Origin of the sequence: Microterricola gilva (assembly GCF_004217495.1) — a bacterium.
Classification (GTDB): Bacteria; Actinomycetota; Actinomycetes; order Actinomycetales; family Microbacteriaceae; genus Microterricola; species Microterricola gilva.
The window spans coordinates 3017358-3036771 of the sequence record NZ_SHLC01000001.1 but is presented as its reverse complement, the minus strand read 5'-3'; the positions used below and the strand labels follow the sequence as shown (position 1 = coordinate 3036771).

Sequence of the window (19414 nt, the reverse complement as noted above, 5' to 3'; positions counted from 1 at the left end):
CTCAGCATCCTATTGTTGCCGCTCCTACTTGGCGGAGTCGCTCTGGCCAGAACCGGCGCCGGCCGATGCGGCGTCGACCAGTTCGGCCTCGCTATCGGTGGGGTGCGCCAGTCCGACGGCGGCCAGAGCCGCGACGCCGGAACTCGCGTCAATGAGCGCGTCCTCGGCATCCTCGATCTCGCGCTTGAGCGTCCCAGGGGCGTCGTCCGATGGCGTGCCCTCGGTCTTGGCCCGCTGGATCGCGGTCAGCGTTCCGAGCTTCGCGTTCGGCAGGAACGCCACGGCGATGAGCGTGATGACGGCCAACGGAACGGCCACCAGGAACACATCGCCGACACCGCTGCCGTATGCGCTCTCCACGATCACCTTGAGGAAGTCGGGCAGGGCGCTGACCTTGGGGATGGTTCCGGAGCCGAGGGTCTCCATGGCGACGGCCTGCTGCTCGGGGGCGAGGGTGAGCACGCCCTCCTTGATGTTGCTGGCCACGACTGTTCCGAGGATGGAGCCCATCACCGAGACGCCGATCGTGCCGCCGAGGCTACGGAAGAAGGTGACCGCGCTGGTGGCGACACCCATGTTCTTGACCGCGGTCTCGTTCTGTACGACGAGAACGAGGTTCTGCATCACCATGCCGACACCGGCACCGAGGAGGAACATCGAGGCGCCGACGAACCAGAAGTTGGTGTCGTAGTGCAGGAAGCTGAGCAGTGTCGTGCCGATGATCATCAGCACGCTGCCGCTGACCATGAAGGCCTTCCACTTGCCGTGCCGGCTGATCAGGGCACCGACGATCGTCGAGGAGATCAGCAGACCACCCATCATCGGGATGGTGAGCAGGCCGGACTCGGTGGGAGTGGCGCCGCGGGCGAGCTGCATGTACTGGCTGAGGAACACCGAGGTGCCGAACATGGCAACGCCGACTGAGATGCTGGCGACGACAGAGAGGGTGAAGGTGCGGCTCTTGAACAGGCCCATCGGAATGATGGGTTCCTTCGCCTTGAGCTCTGCGACGACCGCGAGAACGAGCAGCAGAACCGCGCCGCCGACCATGACGAAACTGGTCGTGGATGCCCAGTCGAACTGGCTTCCGGCCATGCTCACCCAGATGAGCAGCAGCGAGACACCGCTCGAGATCAGGATGATGCCGAGGTAGTCGATGGAGACCGTGCGCTTGGGCAGCTTCGGCAGGTGCAGGGTGCGCTGCAGCAGAACGATGGCCACGATGGCGATCGGCAGGGCGACGAAGAAGTTCCAGCGCCAGCCGAGGGTGTCGGTGATCACGCCACCGAGCAGCGGGCCGCCGATGGTGCCGATCGCCATCACGGCGCCGAAGAGACCGGCGTACTTGCCGCGCTCACGCGGGCTGATGATGTCGGCCATGACGATCTGGCTCAGTGCGGCAAGACCACCAGCGCCGAGACCCTGGAACACGCGCATCGTGATGAGCATGGAGGCATCCTGCGAGAAGCCGGCGATGGCCGAGGAGAGCACGAAGATGACCAGGGCGAGCTGCAGGAGCAGCTTGCGGTTGAACAGGTCGGCGAGCTTGCCCCAGAGCGGCGTGCTGACCGTTGTGGCCAGAAGGGTGGCGGTGACCACCCAGGTGAAGGCCGACTGGTCGCCCTTCAGGTCGCCGATGATCAGCGGGAGGGAGGTGCTGACGACGGTCGAGGCGATCATCGAGACGAACATGCCGAGGAGCAGGCCGCTGAGGGCCTGCAGTACCTGGCGGTGGGTCATGCCGCTCTCGGTGAGCTCTTCATTTTTCGGGCGGGTCTGTGGTGTTTTCTTCGGCGCGTTCTTCGTTGCGCCGGTGGTGCTCTGTGACATCTGGCTCCAGAATCTAATTGACTGTGGTCAACTATATGACTCTAGTTGACCATTGTCAACTACTTTCCGGGCCGTGCCACTCTCGGCGGCGAGGCGATCAGCGCCGTGAGCACCTGGCGCAGTGTCTCCTGCGGCAGTGGCTCGTTGTCGGAGACGTAGCGGCGGTAGAGGCCGAGGCCGAGCGCGGTGTGCACGATGGTGCGGCCGTCGGCATCCGCCGGGAGCTCGCCGCGCTCGATGGCCTTGGCGATGAACTCGTCGGCGACGCTGTCGCGCTCATTCAGGACGGCCTCGCGCAGCGCGGCGGAGACCTCGGGGTCGAGCATGGCCGTCCAGGCCACGGCTGGCAGCCGACCGAAGGTGAGCAGCGACGGGCCCTCTGTGACGTGCTGGAGGATGTCGTCGAGCAGATTGCCGTTGTCGATGACCGTCGACCCCGGGTATTCGGACGCGATCGCCGCGGCAACGAGCTTGCCCTTCGAGCCCCAGCGGCGATAGATGGTCGTCTTCGAGCAGGATGCCGCGGCTGCGATGGATTCGATCTCGAGATTGCTGTAGCCGGCCGCCGCGAGCTGTTGCAGCGTGTGATCGAGGATGCGCTGGCCGAGGGCGACGTCGACGGGGCGGCCGCGACGAGGTGGTGTGGCCGGGGTGGCGGCCGGCGTGCCCGCGTCCGGTTGAGGCGTCGTGTCCTGGGGCGTCTTGTCCTGAGGGGTTGTCGTCGCCATCGTCACACTTTCACTCAGGGCTTCCGGCCGGTGCGCTGCCGAGAACACGTAGTTGAGTAAATCACAACTCCGGCGCTCGACGAGGGTGTCGCGGGGGAGTGGGTGTTGGGCGCCGCCGCGGCGCGTGGCGCCCGATTTGCACCGGCCAGCGGCATCCGTTAGCCTGTACGAAGCCAAAGACCGCTGGTTGTTGCTGCGTAGAAATACACGGTGACCGAAGGCTTGTGAAAACAAGGCCCGCGCAGGTGTGTGAAGAAGTTTTCAATCGCAAGATTGTCTCCAGCTCCGTGCGCTTGCGCCGGAGCTTTTTTTTGTTGCCACGAGCTGGGAGAGCCGGGCGGTCTGGGTGCACATCGCTTCCGCGATGTGTGACGTAGACATATAGGAGTAGGCCATGGCGAACAAGGAAGCCACGGTTGCCGAGCTCACGAACCTGTTCGAGACCTCGACCGCCGTTCTGCTGACCGAATACCGCGGCCTGACGGTCGCCCAGCTCAAGCAGCTGCGCGGCAACATCCGTCAGGACGCGAACTACGCCGTGGTGAAGAACACGCTGACCAAGATCGCCGCGAACAACGCGGGGATCACGACGCTGGATGCCGACCTCGTCGGCCCGTCCGCCGTCGCCTTCGTGCACGGTGACTTCGTCGCCGCTGCCAAGGCCGTTCGTGACTTCGCCAAGGCAAACCCGAATCTTGTGATCAAGGGCGGCGTCTTCGAGGGTAAGGCCCTCAACGCCGACGAGGTCAACAAGTACGCCTCCCTCGAGAGCCGCGAGGTTCTGCTTGCGAAGGCAGCGGGAATGATGAAGGCAACGATGGGCAAGGCTGCCGCCACCATCGACGCGCTTCGCGAAAAGCTGGAGACCGCGGCCGCGTAAGCGCCCGACGTTCTCGTTCCACAACACCAAGAAATTTAGGAGATACATCATGGCGAAGCTCACCACTGAAGAGTTGCTCGAGCAGTTTTCCGGCCTGACCCTTGTCGAGCTCAGCGAGTTCGTGAAGGCGTTCGAGGAGAAGTTCGAGGTCACCGCGGCCGCTCCCGTCGCTGCTGCCGGTGGCGCTGGCGCTGCTGCTGAAGAGGTTGAGGAGAAGGACTCCTTCGACGTCATCCTCGAGGCTGCTGGCGACAAGAAGATCCAGGTCATCAAGACCGTCCGCGAGCTCACCTCGCTCGGTCTTGGCGAGGCCAAGGCTGTCGTCGATGGCGCCCCCAAGGCTGTCCTCGAAGGCGCCAACAAGGAGACCGCCGAGAAGGCAAAGGCTGCCCTCGAAGAGGCCGGCGCTACCGTCACCCTCAAGTAATTTGCGCCCGGCTTGCCGGGCACAAACTGCTGCGTGACGCGCCGTCTCATGGAGTTTTCAAACTCCATCGAGTAACGCTGACGCAATTTCGGACGCGGTCTCCCCGAGTACGAGGTCTCTGACCTCCCATTACCCAGGTATTCCGCGTTCCGAGGGCGTCGCCCCCGAAACGGGGCGACGCCCTTTTGTTGTTTCTTCACCGAGTTTCTGATTCAGATCGTTTCTGATTCTCACCGTGACGCGACGCGAGAGGGTTCCGCCAACGGATGCCTGCGGCATCCGTTCTGCCACTCGGCAGGCCGGCAACCCCGCGTCCGTACTGTGTGAACTGTGCTGTCGCGCCCGCTCGCTCCGCGAGTCGGCGTGATTCGTGCTCCCACAATGGGGTGGACGCGCACACAGAAATGAAGAAACAATGCGACGATTCGCGAACGCGCTCGGCCTGCTGTTGGCCGACGCCTACCTCCGCAACGATGGGCACTCGCCCGCCGCGCACCCACCGGATATGTACCGGAGCCCAGTGATGCACGGCATCACCTGGATCCGGTAGCCCACCTTCTATGAATGCCCCGACACGCCAGTCGGGGCATTCGCCCGTTAACGGGGTGCCGCGCGCGCCGGAGGCGTCAGTGCCAGAATGCGGCGAGTTGCTCGGCGCGCGCTCTGCCCTGTTCGTAGCCGGCCCGCGCGGCAGGCGGGCGAAGCGACAGATCCATCGCGTTGGCGCCGAACATGTGCTCGGCGTCGCCGTCGGGGATGATTGTCTCGACCCTGCTGCCGTGCGCGCGCAACTCGTCGAGCTGTGTCGACAGGTGCATGCCCCAGCTCTCTGGCGTCAGAGACCTGCCGCCGAACGGTGCGAGCACCAGCACACGTGCGTAGCCCGCAGCCAGGTCCGCGTTCTCGGCGTTGGACCGATAGCCGCCGTCGATGTATCGGTGCTCGCCGATGCCGAAAGCGAAGCCGCTGGAGCAGCTCGCGGCGACGGCATCCGCCAGTTCGACGCCGCTGTGGCGGTCGAACACGACCGGGTCACCGCTCTCCGCATCGACCGCCGTGATGAGCACGGTTCGCTCCGGCCAGTGCTGGCTGGGCAGTCGCGAGGCGACGGTTGCACGCCACTGGGTCTGCCAGGTGTCGCCGGCGGCGGCATCCCGCTCACGTGCCGCCGCGCCCACTCTGCGGCGCAGGTCAGACGCGTCCTCCGCTGCGGCGATGAGGGCGCGCATCCGGTCGAGGTGGTCCGTCACCGGCTTGTTCGCCGTGCGTGCTCGCTCGGCTCCGGCTCCGGACGCGCTGCGTGGCGGCAGGGGTGCGGCAAGGATCGCGGCGTAGAGCTCGGGCGGGGTCGCGCCGGCGAGCTGGGCCGCGGCCGTCGATCCGGCCGAGGTGCCGATGGTCGCGTCGGCCGCTGTGACGTCGAGCCCGGCGTCGAAGAGGCCAGCGAGGACGCCGATCAGCCACGCGTTGCCGGTCGATCCGCCGCCGCCGAGGACGAGCGCTCGTTCGCCGGCACTGGCCGTCATAGCGGGCAGTGGTGCTGAAGATGGGGTTGAGTTCATGGGAGTCGCCTTTCGCGAAGTGCCTGACGGGCGCTCCCGGTGGCGACTAGCTCAGTCGCGCGATCGGTGGCTGCGGGGGAGCGCCCAATGCGGATACTGCGTACATGGGTGTCACCTCCTGACTGCCGTTCACGATCACCGAGACGCTAGCACGCCGTCACCGGGCGCGCCAAACATTACATAGCTCAGCTATGTATAATGAATGGATGCCACAGAATCCCGCCCACGACGGCACGACCGAGCTGGCCACCGTGCTCGGCGAACTCATCGCCGCCAGCAACAGGCTCACCCGGATGGCCGCCCAACTCACCGAGGGCACCGAGTCGCCCGCGATCTGGCGCACGCTCAGCGCGCTGCGCGCCGGCGGCTCGATGCGCCTCGGCGAACTCGCCGCGCAGAGCCGCGTCGCCCAGCCGACGATGACCAAGCTCGTGCACAGCCTCGTCGAACGAGGCTGGGTGCAGCGCATCGCCGACCCGGCGGATGCCAGGGCGACCCTGTTGGCCGCGACGGCGAGCGGCACGGCCGCCATGGAAGCCTGGCGCACCGAACTCGTCGCCGCGATCCTGCCGAACTTCGCCGGGCTGAGCGCCGAGGAGGTCGCGACGATCGCCCGCGCCGTCGCGCTCGTGCAAGGCCGCCTGGACGGGGCGCACGACGACGGAATGAAGAACGAAGGAACACTGAGATGAGCACAAGCACAGAGACCGGCAGCATCCTGCGCCAACCCAAGGCGGTGTGGGCGGTCGCATTCGCCTGCGTCGTCGCGTTCATGGGCATCGGCCTCGTCGACCCGATCCTGCCCGCCATCGCCAGCGAGCTCCAGGCGACGCCGACCGAGACGGTCATGCTCTTCACCAGCTACCTGGTCATCACCGGAATCGCGATGTTCTTCACCAGCTGGATCTCCAGTCGCATCGGTGCCAAGCGCACCCTGCTCGCCGGCCTCGCGCTCATTGTGGTGTTCGCGACGGCGGCCGGCTTCTCCGGCGACATCGAGTCGGTCATCGGCTTCCGCGCCGGGTGGGGCCTCGGCAACGCGCTCTTCATCTCCACGGCCCTCGCCACGATCGTCGGCGCGGCGGCCGGCGGCACGTCATCCGCGATCATCCTCTACGAGGCCGCCCTCGGTCTCGGTCTGGCCATCGGTCCGCTGCTCGGCGGGCTGCTCGGCAGCATCAGCTGGCGGGGCCCGTTCTTCGGCACCGCCGCGCTCATGGCCGTCGGCTTCATCGCGATCCTGACCCTGCTGCGGCCGAACTCCGATGCGGCGAGGCCGACGCCCACCAGGTTGTCCGCGCCGTTCCGCGCGCTGGCCCGCCCCGCGCTCGGCCTCCTCGCCGCGGCCGCCGTCTTCTACAACTTCGGCTTCTTCGTGCTGCTCGCCTACACGCCATTCGCCCTCGTGCCGCTCGGCGTCGGTGACGCCATCGGCCTCGGCCTTGTCTTCTTCGGCTGGGGCGTCGCGGTTGCCGTCACGTCGGTGTGGGTCGCGCCGATCCTCACGAGGCGGATGCCGCGTACCAGGGTGCTCTGGTTGGTGATGCCGCTGCTCGCGCTCGACCTGCTCGCACTGGCGCTCTTCATCGACTCGCTCCCGGCGGTCATCACCGGGGTGATCGTCGGCGGGATGCTGCTCGGCGTGCTCAACACGGTGCTCACGGAGTGCGTGATGGAGGCGACCGACCTGCCCCGCTCCGTCGCATCGAGTGCCTACTCCGGCGTGCGTTTCCTGGGCGGAGCCGTCGCGCCGCCCGTGGCCACGCTGCTCGCCGAGGCGCTCTCTCCCTCCGCGCCGTTCGTGGCAGGCGCCGTCGCCGTGCTGGTCTCCGTCGCCATCGTCATCCTCGGTCGAAAGCAGCTCCGCGCGGCCGACGGCGTGCACGAGCCCGCCGCAGCGGAGGCACTGCGTGAAGCGGAGGCGATCGGCATCGGCGACGCGTCGTAGGGGCGGCCGAACGGGTGTCGGTGCGGCATCCGCAGCTCTGGTGAATCCCACTGAACGCGCGGATGATCGCGCTCTCTGACTACCAGATCGTGACTTTTGAACCCTTGTGAAACGCGCGGGCGATGTCTAGCGTGGCGAGTGCGGGCGGTTCTTCATGGGGCGCCCGTGACACCATCACACGTTCCGCGTCACATACTCAACGAGGAGTCAGAGATGAGATTCACACGGCGCCGCCGCTTGGCGATTCCGCTCGCCGCGGCAGCAACTATTGCCCTCGCGCTCACCGCATGTACGGGCGACGCAGCCCCGGAAAGCAGCGGCGATGCCGCCGATTGCAGCGACTACGAGGCCTATGGCACCTTCAAGGACGGCGCAGAGGTCAGCTTCCTCGGCACCCCGGTTGATGTGGAGGCGGAACGTCTGCAAGAGACGTTCAACGACTTCACGTCCTGCACCGGCATCCAGGTCACGTACACCGGAACCCAGGAGTTCGAGGCGCAGATGCGCGTGCTGGTCGACGGCAACAACGCCCCCGACCTGGCGATGTTCCCGCAGCCCGGCCTCTTCGCGACGTTCGCCGACTCATTCATCCCGCCGTCTGAGCAGACGGTGTCCAACGCCCAGGAGTTCTGGTCCGAGGACTGGCAGGCCTTCGGAACGGTCGACGGCGAGCTGCTCGGCGCCCCGCTGATGGCCAGCGTCAAGGGCTTCGTCTGGTACTCCCCGAGCGTGTGGAAGGACAACGGGTGGGAAGTCCCGACGACGCTCGACGAGCTCAACACGCTGACCGCTGATATCGCCGCGAGCGGCACGATGAAGCCGTGGTGCGCCGGATTCAGCTCCGGTGAAGCCACCGGCTGGCCCGGCACCGACTGGATCGAAGACTACGTGCTGCGTCAGAGCGGCCCCGAGGTCTACGACCAGTGGTACAAGCACGAGATCCCGTTCAACGACCCGCAGATCGTCAAGGCATGGGATGCCGTCGGCGACATTCTGAAGAACCCGGACTACGTCAACGGCGGGCTCGGTGATGTGCGCTCGATCAACGACGTCATCTTCCAAGAGGCCGGTTGGCCGGTGCTCGACGGTACCTGCGCCATGCACCACCAGGCGACGTTCTACGAGGGCCTCTGGCCCGAAGGAACGACTGTCGCGGAAGACGGTGACGTCTGGGGCTTCATCCTCCCGGGAACCGAAGCCGGCGCGAACGCCGTGACCGGTGCGGGTGAGATCGTCGGTGCATTCCGCGACGCTCCGGAGGTTCAGGCGGTGCAGGACTTCCTCTCCAGCGCCGAGTGGGCGAACATCCGCGTGAAGATCGGTGGAACGTTGAGCGCCAACAACGGTGTCGATCCGGCGAACGCGTCGAGCGCACTGCTCGCCTCGGCGATCGAGATCCTGCAGGATGAGAACACCACGTTCCGCTTCGACGCCAGCGACCTGATGCCGGGCGCGGTCGGATCGGACTCCTTCTGGAAGGGGATCGTGGCGTGGATCGGTGGCCAGGACACGAAGACCACCGTGGACACGATCGAGGCCAGCTGGCCGGCCAGCTAGTCGATGTCAGCAGCGGGGTCGCCGGGCGATGAGCGCCGGCGGCCCCGCTTCCTCACCACAGCCAGGGAGTGCTTCCGGGCAGAAAGGGGTAGTCGACCGTGACGACGGCGGACCTCATCGGCAAGATTGTCCAGGTGGTGCTCGCGCTCGCGTTCTTCGCGGCCGCGGTCGGGCTGATTCTCTTCCTCATCGACAAGGCGCCCAAGCGTGGCCGTGACGTCTGGCAGCTCAGCCTGTTCCTTGCACCGGCCGTGCTGCTGCTCGCGGCCGGCCTGATCTACCCCGCGGTTCGCACGACCATACTCTCCTTCGCGAACGGTGCAGGCGATCTCGTCGGTCTGGACAACTTCGTCTGGGCCTTCACCCAGCCGGCCGGTCTCATCTCGCTGCGCAACACGATCATCTGGGTGATCCTGGTGCCGCTGATCTCCACGATCGTCGGACTGGCGTACGCCGTCTTCATCGACAGGTCCAGGGGCGAGAAGATCTACAAGACCCTGGTCTTTATGCCGATCGCGATCTCTTTCGTCGGTGCAGGCATCATCTGGCGCTTCGTCTACGAGTACCGCGGCCCCGGGATCGAACAGATCGGACTGCTCAACCAGATCGTCGTCTGGTTCGGCGGTGAACCGGTGCGCTGGCTTCAGGAGTCGCCGTGGAACACCTTCTTCCTCATCGTCGTGATGATCTGGATCCAGACCGGGTTCGCCATGGTCGTGCTCTCCGCCTCGATCAAGGGCGTGCCGACCGAGCAACTGGAAGCCGCCGAACTCGACGGCACCAACGGCTGGCAGCGCTTCCGCAACGTGACCCTACCCGGCATCCGCGGAGCCCTCGTCGTCGTGGTCACAACAATCTCGATCGCAACGCTCAAGGTCTTCGACATCGTGCGCACCATGACCGCAGGTAACTTCGAGACGAGCGTTGTGGCCAACGAGATGTACACGCAGGCGTTCCGAGCCGGTGAGGCGGGGCGCGGCGCGGCGTTGGCTGTCGTGCTGTTCGTGCTGGTCTTGCCGATCGTCATCTACAACGTGCGCGTGCTGCGCCAGCAGAGGGAGATCCGATGAGCGACAACATTGTTGACCTGCCGGTTCCCGGTGCGGAGAAGCGCTCTCGCGACACCGGCTACGAGATGGCGGCATCCGACACGAAAACGTCGCGGGTCAAACGACGACTCACCTCCCGCACGGCGACGGTGATCGCACTGATCATCGCCGTTGTCTGGACGATCCCGACCTTCGGGCTCTTCATCTCCTCGTTCCGGCCGGAGCAGGACATCAAGACCACCGGTTGGTGGACGATCCTGCAGAACCCGGGCTTCACCCTCGACAACTACAAAGAGGTGCTGTTCTCCTCGTCGGCCTCGGCGCCGCAGCTCGGCCAATACTTCGTCAACTCGTTGGCGATCACGATCCCGGCGACGATCTTCCCGCTGGTGCTCGCGACCATGGCTGCGTATGCCTTCGCCTGGATGAGATTCAAGTGGAGTGGGGCACTGTTCGTGCTGATCTTCGCGCTGCAGGTGGTGCCGCTGCAGATGGCACTCATCCCGCTGCTGCAGATCTTCTCCGCATTCCTGCTGCCAGCCCAGGAGCAGCTGCACGATCTCGTGCCGATCATCCCGGCGGAGACCTACGTCCCGTTGTGGATCGCGCACACGATCTTCGCGCTGCCGCTGGCGATCTTCCTGCTGCACAACTTCATCAGCGAGATCCCGGGCGAGCTGATCGAGGCCGCCCGAGTCGACGGGGCGAGCCACGGTCAGATCTTCTTCCGCATCGCCATCCCCCTCGCCCTGCCGGCGATTGCCTCCGTCGCGATCTTCCAGTTCATCTGGGTGTGGAACGACCTGCTCGTCGCCCTGATCTTCTCCGGGGGAACGCCGGACGTCGCGCCGCTGACGCAGCGCCTCGCCGAAATGACGGGGTCGCGGGGACAGGAATGGCAACGCCTGACGGCGGCGGCTTTCGTGTCGATGGTGCTTCCGCTTCTGGTCTTCCTCGGGCTGCAGCGCTATTTCGTGCGCGGCCTGCTCGCTGGCTCGACGAAGGGCTAGCCGGCGGGCAGCTCCCCACTCCCGTTTCGGGGCGGGGCGGGAGTGTCCTGTTGTGTCAGGGCTTCGGGGGCGGCCTCGTTCCTCGGCTGCTCCCTCGAGCCAGCGTGCTTCTCCTGTCCAGTGCTGGAGCCGGCGTGCGGTCTCCTTCGGCTGCGAGGGCCGGCGTGCGGTCTCCTTCGGTCGGCTATCTGCACGCTGGCTTGAGCGAGCGGCGCAGCGACGAAGGAGCAGCGACGCACGCGAAGCCGCGAGCGTGTCTGCGAACGCGGTTGCCCTTGCGGCGGGACGTGTCTGGCGGTGGCTTCGGGGGCGGCCTCGTTCCTCGGCTGCTCCCTCGAGCCAGCGTGCTCTCTCCTGTCCCGTGCTGGAGCCGGCGTGCGGTTTCCCGTCGGTCGGCTATCTGCACGCTGGCTTGAGCGAGCGGCGCAGCGACGAAGGCGCAGCGACGCACGCGAAGCCCCGAGCACGTCTGCGAACGCGGTTGCCCTCGAAGCGGAATGTGTCTGACGGTGTCAGGGCTTCGGGGGCGGCCTCGTTCCTCGGCTGCTCCCTCGAGCCAGCGTGCTTTCTCCTGTCCCGTGCTGGAGCCGACGTGCGGTCTCCGTCGGCTGCGAGGGCCGGCGTGCGGTCTCCTTCGGTCGGCTATCTGCACGCTGGCTTGAGCGAGCGGCGCAGCGACGAAGGAGCAGCGACGCACGCGAAGCCCCGAGCGTCTGCGTGAAACCGGGCCCCTGCATCCGGGCACAGCCTTCACTCGTCGGCGCGAAACCGAGCGGCTACGTGCTCGCCGCTCGGCAGTACGCGCATCCCTGGGCCGCTGACGAGGAGTTCGTCTTTGCGCGCGCGAAGCCAGCCCTGCACGGTGTGCTCGCGGGCGAACGCAGCAGCGATGCTGTCGAACTCTTCGTAGTACAGCAGTCGCACGGGAAGCCGACGAGCCGTGTAGCGGGCGCCGCGCCCGCTCTCGTGTTGCTGCAGTCGGCCACCTAGGCTCCACGTGCTCCCGGTGTAGAGCGAGCCGTCGTTGCAGAGCAGCATGTACATGTACGGCATCCACCAAGCCTGCGTCGCGGATGCAGCGGCGGGCTCCCGAGCCAGCGACCTGTGGATGGCGCTCCTGAGTGTGGGCACTGTGCACAGCAGCTGCCCGCTCCAGCGTGCGAGACGGGATGTGTCTGTCGGTGTCAGGGCTTCGGGGGCGGCCTCGTTCCTCGGCTGCTCCCTCGAGCCAGCGTGCAATCCCCTGTCCCGTGCTGGAGCTGGCGTGCGGTTTCCCGTCGGCTGCGATGGCCGGCGTGCGGTCTCCTTCGGTCGGCTATCTGCACGCTGGCTTGAGCGAGCGGCGCAGCGACGAAGGAGCAGCGACGCACGCGAAGCCCTGAGCGTGTCTGCGAACGCGGTTGCCCTCGAGGCGGGATGTGTGTGTGGCGGTGTCAGGGCTTCGGGGGCGGCCTCGTTCCTCGGCTGCTCCCTCGAGCCAGCGTGCTTCCTCCCGTCGGCTTGAGCGAGCGGCGCCGCGATGAAGGAGCAGCGACGCCGGCTGGACGCCCGGAGCGGATGGGCGGAGCGGCCGCACTGGCATCCGGGCCCGTAGTGTGAAGCTAGGACCGGAAGGAGCGCACATGAGCGGAGCACACGGCGGTGGCGCGGGCGGAGGCGGTCGTGGCGGCGGGGGCGGCGGGGGCGGAGGCGGCGGACGCGGTGGTCGCGTGAGCGCGGCCGATGAGAAGGCCCAGCGCGCGATCAACGCGGAGGCCCCGCGCATCCCACACCTGTTCTCGCGCATCGCAGCGCTGTTCGCTCCGCACAAGACGGAACTCATCATCACCGTGGTGCTCGTGCTGATCGGTGCGGGGTTGAGCGTGATCCCGCCGCTCATCACGCAACGCGTCTTCGACCATGCACTGTTCCCGCCCAGCGGCGAACCGGACCTTGCGTTGCTCGGCTGGCTCGTGGCGGCGATGGTGCTCATCTTCGTCGTCGGCGCCCTGCTCGGGGTGTGGCAGACCTGGCTCACCGCGACGGTCGGCAACTCGGTGATGGGATCGCTGCGCGTGCGGCTGTTCACCCACCTGCAGGCGATGGAGCTGAGCTTCTTCACCCGCACGAAGACCGGCGTCATCCAGTCGCGCCTGCAGAACGACGTGGGCGGTGTGGCCAGCGTGCTCACCAACACGATCTCGAGTGTGCTCGGCAACACCGTCACCGTGATCGCCGCATTCGTGGCGATGCTGATCCTCAACTGGCAGCTCACCCTCATCGCCGTCGTGCTCATGCCGATCATGGTGATCGCCCAGCGCCGGGTCGGCCAGGTGCGGGCGCGCATCGCCGCGAAGACGCAGGAGTCGCTCTCGGAGATGACGGCGATCACCCAGGAGACGCTCTCGGTCAGCGGGATCCTGCTCTCGAAGAGCTTCACCCGACAGGGCACCGAGATCGCCCGCTACGCCGACGAGAACGCGAATCAGATCTCGCTGCAGGTGCGCCAGCAGATGAGCGGGCAGTGGTTCTTCGCGCTGGTGAACATCTTCCTGTCGAGTATTCCCGCGATCGTATATTTAGCGGCTGGCTACCTCGTTGCCGGTGGTGCACCCGACGTCACCGCGGGAACCATCGTCGCATTCACCACCGTGCAGGCCCGCCTCATGTTCCCGCTGATGGGTCTCATGCGCGTCGCACTCGACCTGCAGACCTCCTCGGCGCTGTTCGCCCGCATCTTCGAGTACCTCGACCTGAAGCCCGCGATCGTCGATGCCCCGGATGCCGTCGAGCTGCCGGCATCCGCCGCCGACACCGCCGCCGGAGCGGGCTCGACCGCACTCGGCCGCGTCGAGTTCGAGCACGTCAGCTTCCTCTACCCCGACCAGGCCGCCGACGCCCGGCCGACGCTGAACGACGTCTCGTTCGTTGTCGAACCGGGCCAGTACGCGGCATTCGTCGGCCCGAGCGGCGCCGGCAAGACCACCGTCTCCTACCTCGTTCCGCGCCTGTACGAGGCGACGAGCGGCGCCGTGAAGTTCGGCGGCGTCGACGTGCGGGGGCTCACCCAACGCTCGCTCGTCTCGAACATCGGCATCGTCAGCCAGGAGACCTACCTCTTCCACGCCACGATCGCCGAGAACCTCCGCTACGCGAAGCCGGACGCCACCGACGCCGAGCTGGAACGGGCCGCGCGCGCCGCGAACATCCACGCGACGATCGATGCATTCCCCGACGGCTATGCAACCGTCGTGGGGGAGCGCGGCTACCGCCTGTCCGGCGGTGAGAAGCAGCGCATCGCCATCGCCCGGGTGCTGCTGAAGGACCCGGCCGTGCTCGTGCTCGACGAGGCGACGAGCGCGCTCGACGTGATCTCGGAGCGCATCGTGCAGTCGGCGCTCGACGATGCGGCCCGCGGGCGTACCACCATCGCGATCGCACACAGGCTGTCGACCGTGGTGAACGCCGACGTCATCTTCGTGGTCGAGGCCGGGCGACTGGTCGAGCGCGGCACTCACGCCGAGCTGCTCGCGGCGGGCGGCAGTTACGCGCGACTGTTCGCCGAGCAGAGCGCGCTTGCCGCGGTCGGGCTGGACCTGCCGGTGGAGGAGCTGCCCGAGTAACCCGGCCAACCGGGGTCGTGGCATCCGCCCGGCGCGGTCGTGGCACGAGCCCGGCGCGGTGCTGATCGGGCCGGATTCGCCCGTGCAAGCCCGACTCGCAAAAGAACGTCCCAACGCGCTGCACGTGGAACGTTCTCTTGCGAGTCGATTGCGGCCCTCCGGGGATGCCGACGCGGGCTACTGGCGCTTGGCCAGCATGCTCTCCATCAGCTCGATCTCCGAGGTCTGGCTGGCGAGCACCGAGTTCGCGAACGGCACGATCACCGAGTTGGTGCTGCGTTCCAGCACCGACTCCGCCATCTCGAGCGCGCCCTTGTGGTGGGCGATCATCAGAGTCAGGAAGATGCGTTCGGCCTCGACACCGCTGGCGGCCTTGAGCTCGGCGAGCTGCTCTGGCGTCGCCATGCCGGGCATGGGGCCGCCCGGCACGTGGTCGGTGCTCGCGGGATCCGTCGACGCAGCGTGCGCGTGACCGCCATCGCCGTTCAGGGCTGGACGCGTCATCCACGTCATCGACGGCTCTGCACCGAACTGGCCGAGGCCCCACTCGCTGAGCCAGCCGTAGAGCTGGCCGGACTGCTGCCCCTGGGTGGTGGCGATGTCGTAGGCGAGGAGGCGCGTCTCTGGGTCGTCGGTGAGGTCGCGGATGATCATCGCCATCTCGACGCCCTGCACGTGGTGCGCCTGCATGTCACGGGCGAAGCCCGCCTCCGCGCTGGTGTCACCCGGCGTCGCGCCGATCGTGCTGAGGCGGCCGATCGAGAAGGAGACGAGCGCGACGACGATGATCGCGAGCACGGCGATGATCGCCACGAACACGCGTCCGCCGACGCGGCGCGCGGGTGCGGCGCTCTCGGGGACGTCAACAGCCTCGACAGCGCCGGTCGCGCGCTGGATCGTCTCGGTCACGGCGGCGGCCCTAGGAGACCTTGCCCGGTGCGTCCAGCGCGCCGGTGCACAGGGCGCCGGGCTCGGGAACGAACTGGCTCTTCCAGAACTCCTCGAGGAACTCGCCGACGCGCTCGTCGTCGACGGAGTCGAGCTGGATCTGGGCGTTCCAGGCGCTCAGCACGATCGTCGACGGCAGGTCTTCCTTCGGGGAGAGCACGATGTAGCTGCTGGGCAGCTTCAGCTTGAGGGCATTGAGGTCGTCCTCAGAGAGCTTGGGGTCGTACGTGACCCAGACGGCACCGTGCTCCATCGAGTGCACGGCGTTCTCGTTCGGAACCGGCTGGTCGTAGACGCCGCAGTTGAGCCACATCTGGTTGTGCTCGCCACCGGCCGGCGGGTTCTGCGGGTAGTCGACGGTGCCCTCGACGTGGCCCGCGCCATTCTTGAACGTCTCGACACCGGTGATCTTCGCGCCGTCGCTGCCGGCGGTGTAGCTCGCGCGCTGCGGGGTGAGCACGATCGCGGAGACGACCAGGGCGACCACCACGACGGCGCCGGCGACGGCCGACCAGATGCCGACCAGGCGGTTGCGGCGGGCCTTGGCCTCGCGCTTCTTGTACTCTTCGAGCTTCTTCGCGCGTGCCTCCGCGCGCTGTTCCTTCACGGTGAGCGCCTTCGCCTGTGCCTTGGCGGCAGGGGGAATGGGCGGGGTCGGGGAAGAAGACATTCTCGGCCTCTCGAATGCTGAGCGTGGGTGGGTGCAAAAGCGAATCGTCCGGTGCGCTGTGCAGACACCGAATGAATACGAATGTATCGGCATTCGCTGGGGAGGCGCTGAACATGTGCCGGATGGCGCGGGCCACCGCTCTGCCGTTCACCGGCCCCCTGCGTCCGCCGCCGGGGCGCCACCGCGACGTCGTTTGACGTCGCGTGCGTGACACGGCCGGTGCTCGTGGCTAAGGTGAGAGCGTGTCCACTGTGAAGTCCTGTTGTTGTTGTCGCTGATCGACGCGCCCACAAACAGACTCACCCACGTGCGCGGCAGCACTCCCACAGCCTGAGACCTCGACACTCGAGGCCGTTTCCGGGCGGTTTCGGGAGGTGGCGCCGCGGCATCCGTCAGAGGATCCCCTCCCTGACAAGACAGCTCGTGAAGGACACCACCATGCACTTTGCAGAATCGATCGTCGACCTGATCGGCAACACGCCCCTGGTCAAGCTCAACCATGTGACCGACGGCATCGCGGCCACCGTGCTCGTGAAGCTCGAGTACCTGAACCCCGGCGGCTCGGCGAAGGATCGCATCGCCACCCGCATCATCGATGCGGCCGAGCGCGAGGGGAAGTTGAAACCGGGCGGCACCATCGTCGAGCCGACGAGCGGCAACACCGGCGTCGGACTCGCCCTCGTGGCCCAGCAGCGCGGTTACCGCTGCATCTTCGTGCTGCCGGACAAGGTCGGCGAAGACAAGATCAACGTGCTGAGCGCCTACGGTGCGGAGGTCGTCGTGACGCCGACGGCCGTCGCGCCCGACAGCCCGGAGTCGTACTACGGGGTCTCCGACCGGCTGGTGCGCGAGATCCCCGGGGCGTTCAAGCCGGACCAGTTCTCGAACCAGAACGGTCCGCTCAGCCACTACGAGAGCACCGGCCCCGAGATCTGGCGCGACACGGATGGCACGGTGACGCACTTCGTCGCCGGCGTCGGCACCGGCGGCACGATCAGCGGCACCGGGCGCTACCTCCGCGAGGTCTCCGGCGACACGGTGCGCATCATCGGCGCCGATCCGGAGGGCTCGGTGTATTCGGGCGGCACCGGCCGGCCCTACCTCGTCGAGGGTGTCGGCGAGGACTTCTGGCCGACCGCATACGACCCGACCGTCCCGCACGAGGTGCTCGCCGTCAGCGACGCCGACGCCTTCGCCATGACGAGACGGCTCGCCCGCGAGGAGGGGATCCTGGTCGGCGGCTCCAGCGGCATGGCCGTCGTCGCCGCGCTGCGAGCCGCGGCCGAGTTGGGCCCGGATGCCGTCGTCGTCGTGCTCCTACCCGACGGCGGCCGCGGCTACCTCGGCAAGATCTTCAACGACAAGTGGCTGCGCAGCTACGGCTTCAGCAACGCCCCGAGCGGCCACACGGTCGCGGAGCTGCTGGCGTCCAAGGCCGGACACGCGCCGGCGCTGCTCTACGTGCACCCGACCGACACGGTGCGCGAGGCGATCGACGCGATGACGGCGGCCGGCGTCTCGCAGCTGCTCGTGCTGAGCGCCAAGCCACCCGTCGTGATGGGCGAGGTGGTCGGCGCGATCGAAGAGGGGCAGCTGCTCGACCAGGTGTTCTCCGGCGAGGCGCCGCTGAGCGCGCTGGTCGGGCAGTTCACCGGGGCGGCGCTGCCGCTGATCGGCGTGAACGAGCCGGTCGCGAACGCCAGGGCCGCATTCGGCACCGCCACCGCACTGCTCGTGACCGACGGCGGCAAGCCGCTCGGCGTCATCACCCGCCACGACCTGCTCCGCTACCTCAGCCAGTGACGCCAGCGGCATCCGCGCCACCGATGAGCCAACACCACCGATAAGTCAGCACCACCGATAAGTCAGCACCACCGATAAGAAGGACACAGTGAGTTCGCAAGGACGATTCGCGTCGAATCGTCCTTGTAACCGCCCGATGTCCTTGCACGCGACTCACGCACGACACAGAAAGCTCACACCATGAACCAGTCCGCACAGTCCGACGGCTTCGCCACCCGCGCGATCCACGCCGGCCAGCACTTCGACCCGACGACGGGCGCGGTGATCCCACCGATCTACCAGAGCTCCACCTTCGTGCAGGATGGCATCGGTGGCCTGCGCGGCGGCTACGAGTACTCCCGCGGCGGCAATCCCACCCGCACGGCGCTCGAGACGCAGCTGGCCGCGCTCGAGGGCGCGACCCACGGCCTCTCATTCGCCTCCGGCCTCGCCGCCGAGGACGCGCTGCTGCGCGCCGCGCTCGCGCCGGGCGACCACGTTGTACTCGGCAACGATGCCTACGGCGGAACGTACCGGCTGATCAACCGGATCCACGGTGCATGGGGCATCCGGAACACCCCGGTCGATCTCACGGACCTGGCCGCGGTCGAGGCGGCCATCGAGCCAGACACCAAGATCCTGTGGGTCGAGACGCCGAGCAACCCGCTGATGGCGGTCAGCGACATCGCCGCGCTCGCCGAGCTCGGGCACCGGTATGGCGTGCTCGTGGTGGTCGACAACACCTTCGCCTCGCCCGCGCTGCAGCAGCCGCTCGCGCTCGGCGCCGACGTCGTGGTGCACTCGACGACGAAGTACCTCGGCGGGCACTCCGATGTGATCGGCGGTGCCGTCGTGCTGAACGATGTGCAGGTGGGTGGAGAGGAGCTGCACGAGAAGATCCGCTTCATCCAGTTCGCGGCCGGCGCGGTCTCCGCCCCGATGGACGCATTCCTCACCGCTCGCGGCATCAAGACTCTCGACGTGCGGATGCAGCGGCACAGCGCCAATGCATACGCGATCGCCTCGTACCTCCAGCAGCACGCCGCGGTCGAGCGTGTCTACTACCCGGGGCTGGACACGCATCCGGGGCACGAGCTCGCGGCCAGGCAGATGTCGGGCTTCGGTGGCATGATCTCGCTCGCACTGCGCGGGGGAGAGCCGGCGGCCAGGCGCTTCGCCGAGTCGATGCGGCTGTTCCAGCTGGCGGAGTCGCTCGGCGGGGTGGAGTCGCTCGTGAACTACCCGAGCGAGATGACGCACGCCTCCGTGCGCGGCACGGAGCTCGAGGTGGCGCCGAACATCGTGCGGCTCTCTGTCGGCATCGAGGACGTCGCCGATCTGCTCGCCGACGTCGAACAGGCGCTCGCGCAGCTGTAACGGCAGCCTGGTCTCGATACGCTCGTTGCTCGCTACCCGACCGG

General features: G+C 67.3%; 17 protein-coding genes. 11 read left to right on the top strand and 6 right to left on the bottom strand.

Annotated features, from left to right (window positions below; translation table 11 throughout):
• Positions 1-24 precede the first annotated feature (24 nt).
• Entirely contained in the window at positions 25-1740 is a 1716-nt protein-coding gene (locus EV379_RS14070; protein WP_130507495.1) for an MDR family MFS transporter, read from the bottom strand.
• A 149-nt stretch (positions 1741-1889) separates the two neighbouring features.
• Positions 1890-2558 (bottom strand): TetR/AcrR family transcriptional regulator, encoded by a 669-nt coding sequence (locus EV379_RS14065; RefSeq protein ID WP_130506690.1) that lies wholly within the window; start codon positions 2556-2558, stop codon positions 1890-1892.
• A gap of 394 nt (positions 2559-2952) precedes the next feature.
• Here EV379_RS14065 and rplJ point away from each other — a divergent pair, with 394 nt between their 5' ends.
• The 3 genes from rplJ (at position 2953) to EV379_RS17535 (ending at position 4415) form a co-directional block, all read left to right on the top strand.
• A complete protein-coding gene (gene rplJ / locus EV379_RS14060; protein ID WP_055838064.1) occupies positions 2953-3438 on the top strand; it encodes a 50S ribosomal protein L10 in 486 nt (161 codons plus the stop codon).
• Positions 3439-3487: 49 nt separating this feature from the next.
• A complete protein-coding gene (gene rplL, locus EV379_RS14055) occupies positions 3488-3865 on the top strand; it encodes a 50S ribosomal protein L7/L12 (protein WP_047412741.1) in 378 nt (125 codons plus the stop codon).
• Positions 3866-4280: 415 nt separating this feature from the next.
• Positions 4281-4415, top strand: coding sequence for a hypothetical protein (locus EV379_RS17535; protein ID WP_278044040.1), 135 nt, complete (start codon positions 4281-4283; stop codon positions 4413-4415).
• Positions 4416-4491: 76 nt separating this feature from the next.
• Here the strand turns inward: EV379_RS17535 and EV379_RS14050 are convergent, their stop codons facing one another.
• Positions 4492-5427 (bottom strand): patatin-like phospholipase family protein, encoded by a 936-nt coding sequence (locus EV379_RS14050; RefSeq protein WP_130506689.1) that lies wholly within the window; start codon positions 5425-5427, stop codon positions 4492-4494.
• 206 nt (positions 5428-5633) lie between these two features.
• On the opposite strand from EV379_RS14050, the gene EV379_RS14045 reads away from it, so the two are divergent.
• The 5 genes from EV379_RS14045 (at position 5634) to EV379_RS14025 (ending at position 10991) form a co-directional block, all read left to right on the top strand.
• Entirely contained in the window at positions 5634-6119 is a 486-nt protein-coding gene (locus tag EV379_RS14045; RefSeq protein ID WP_130506688.1) for a MarR family winged helix-turn-helix transcriptional regulator, read from the top strand.
• Entirely contained in the window at positions 6116-7375 is a 1260-nt protein-coding gene (locus EV379_RS14040) for an MFS transporter (protein ID WP_130506687.1), read from the top strand. The genes EV379_RS14045 and EV379_RS14040 overlap by 4 nt, the downstream gene beginning before the upstream one ends.
• Before the next feature lie 213 nt (positions 7376-7588).
• Positions 7589-8932, top strand: coding sequence for an ABC transporter substrate-binding protein (locus EV379_RS14035; protein WP_130506686.1), 1344 nt, complete (start codon positions 7589-7591; stop codon positions 8930-8932).
• 98 nt (positions 8933-9030) lie between these two features.
• On the top strand, positions 9031-10002 hold the full coding sequence (locus EV379_RS14030) for a carbohydrate ABC transporter permease (RefSeq protein WP_130506685.1): 972 nt from the start codon (positions 9031-9033) through the stop codon (positions 10000-10002).
• Positions 9999-10991 (top strand): carbohydrate ABC transporter permease, encoded by a 993-nt coding sequence (locus EV379_RS14025; protein WP_130506684.1) that lies wholly within the window; start codon positions 9999-10001, stop codon positions 10989-10991. The genes EV379_RS14030 and EV379_RS14025 overlap by 4 nt, the downstream gene beginning before the upstream one ends.
• Before the next feature lie 750 nt (positions 10992-11741).
• Here the strand turns inward: EV379_RS14025 and EV379_RS14020 are convergent.
• Positions 11742-12044, bottom strand: a complete 303-nt coding sequence (locus EV379_RS14020) for a GIY-YIG nuclease family protein (protein WP_130506683.1) — start codon at positions 12042-12044, stop codon at positions 11742-11744.
• Positions 12045-12613: 569 nt separating this feature from the next.
• Here EV379_RS14020 and EV379_RS14015 point away from each other — a divergent pair.
• Positions 12614-14593: an ABC transporter ATP-binding protein gene (locus EV379_RS14015; protein WP_130506682.1), complete on the top strand. Its 1980-nt coding sequence runs from the start codon at positions 12614-12616 to the stop codon at positions 14591-14593.
• Between the two features lie 177 nt (positions 14594-14770).
• Here EV379_RS14015 and EV379_RS14010 read toward each other — a convergent pair whose 3' ends face one another.
• Both EV379_RS14010 and EV379_RS14005 read right to left on the bottom strand, forming a co-directional pair.
• Positions 14771-15502 (bottom strand): DUF305 domain-containing protein, encoded by a 732-nt coding sequence (locus EV379_RS14010; RefSeq protein ID WP_242616389.1) that lies wholly within the window; start codon positions 15500-15502, stop codon positions 14771-14773.
• 10 nt (positions 15503-15512) lie between these two features.
• Positions 15513-16211 (bottom strand): DUF3105 domain-containing protein, encoded by a 699-nt coding sequence (locus EV379_RS14005; RefSeq protein WP_130506681.1) that lies wholly within the window; start codon positions 16209-16211, stop codon positions 15513-15515.
• A 438-nt stretch (positions 16212-16649) separates the two neighbouring features.
• Here EV379_RS14005 and EV379_RS14000 point away from each other — a divergent pair, with 438 nt between their 5' ends.
• Positions 16650-18014: a cystathionine beta-synthase gene (locus EV379_RS14000; RefSeq protein ID WP_130506680.1), complete on the top strand. Its 1365-nt coding sequence runs from the start codon at positions 16650-16652 to the stop codon at positions 18012-18014.
• 180 nt (positions 18015-18194) lie between these two features.
• Positions 18195-19370: a cystathionine gamma-synthase gene (locus EV379_RS13995; RefSeq protein WP_130506679.1), complete on the top strand. Its 1176-nt coding sequence runs from the start codon at positions 18195-18197 to the stop codon at positions 19368-19370.
• Positions 19371-19414 lie beyond the last annotated feature (44 nt).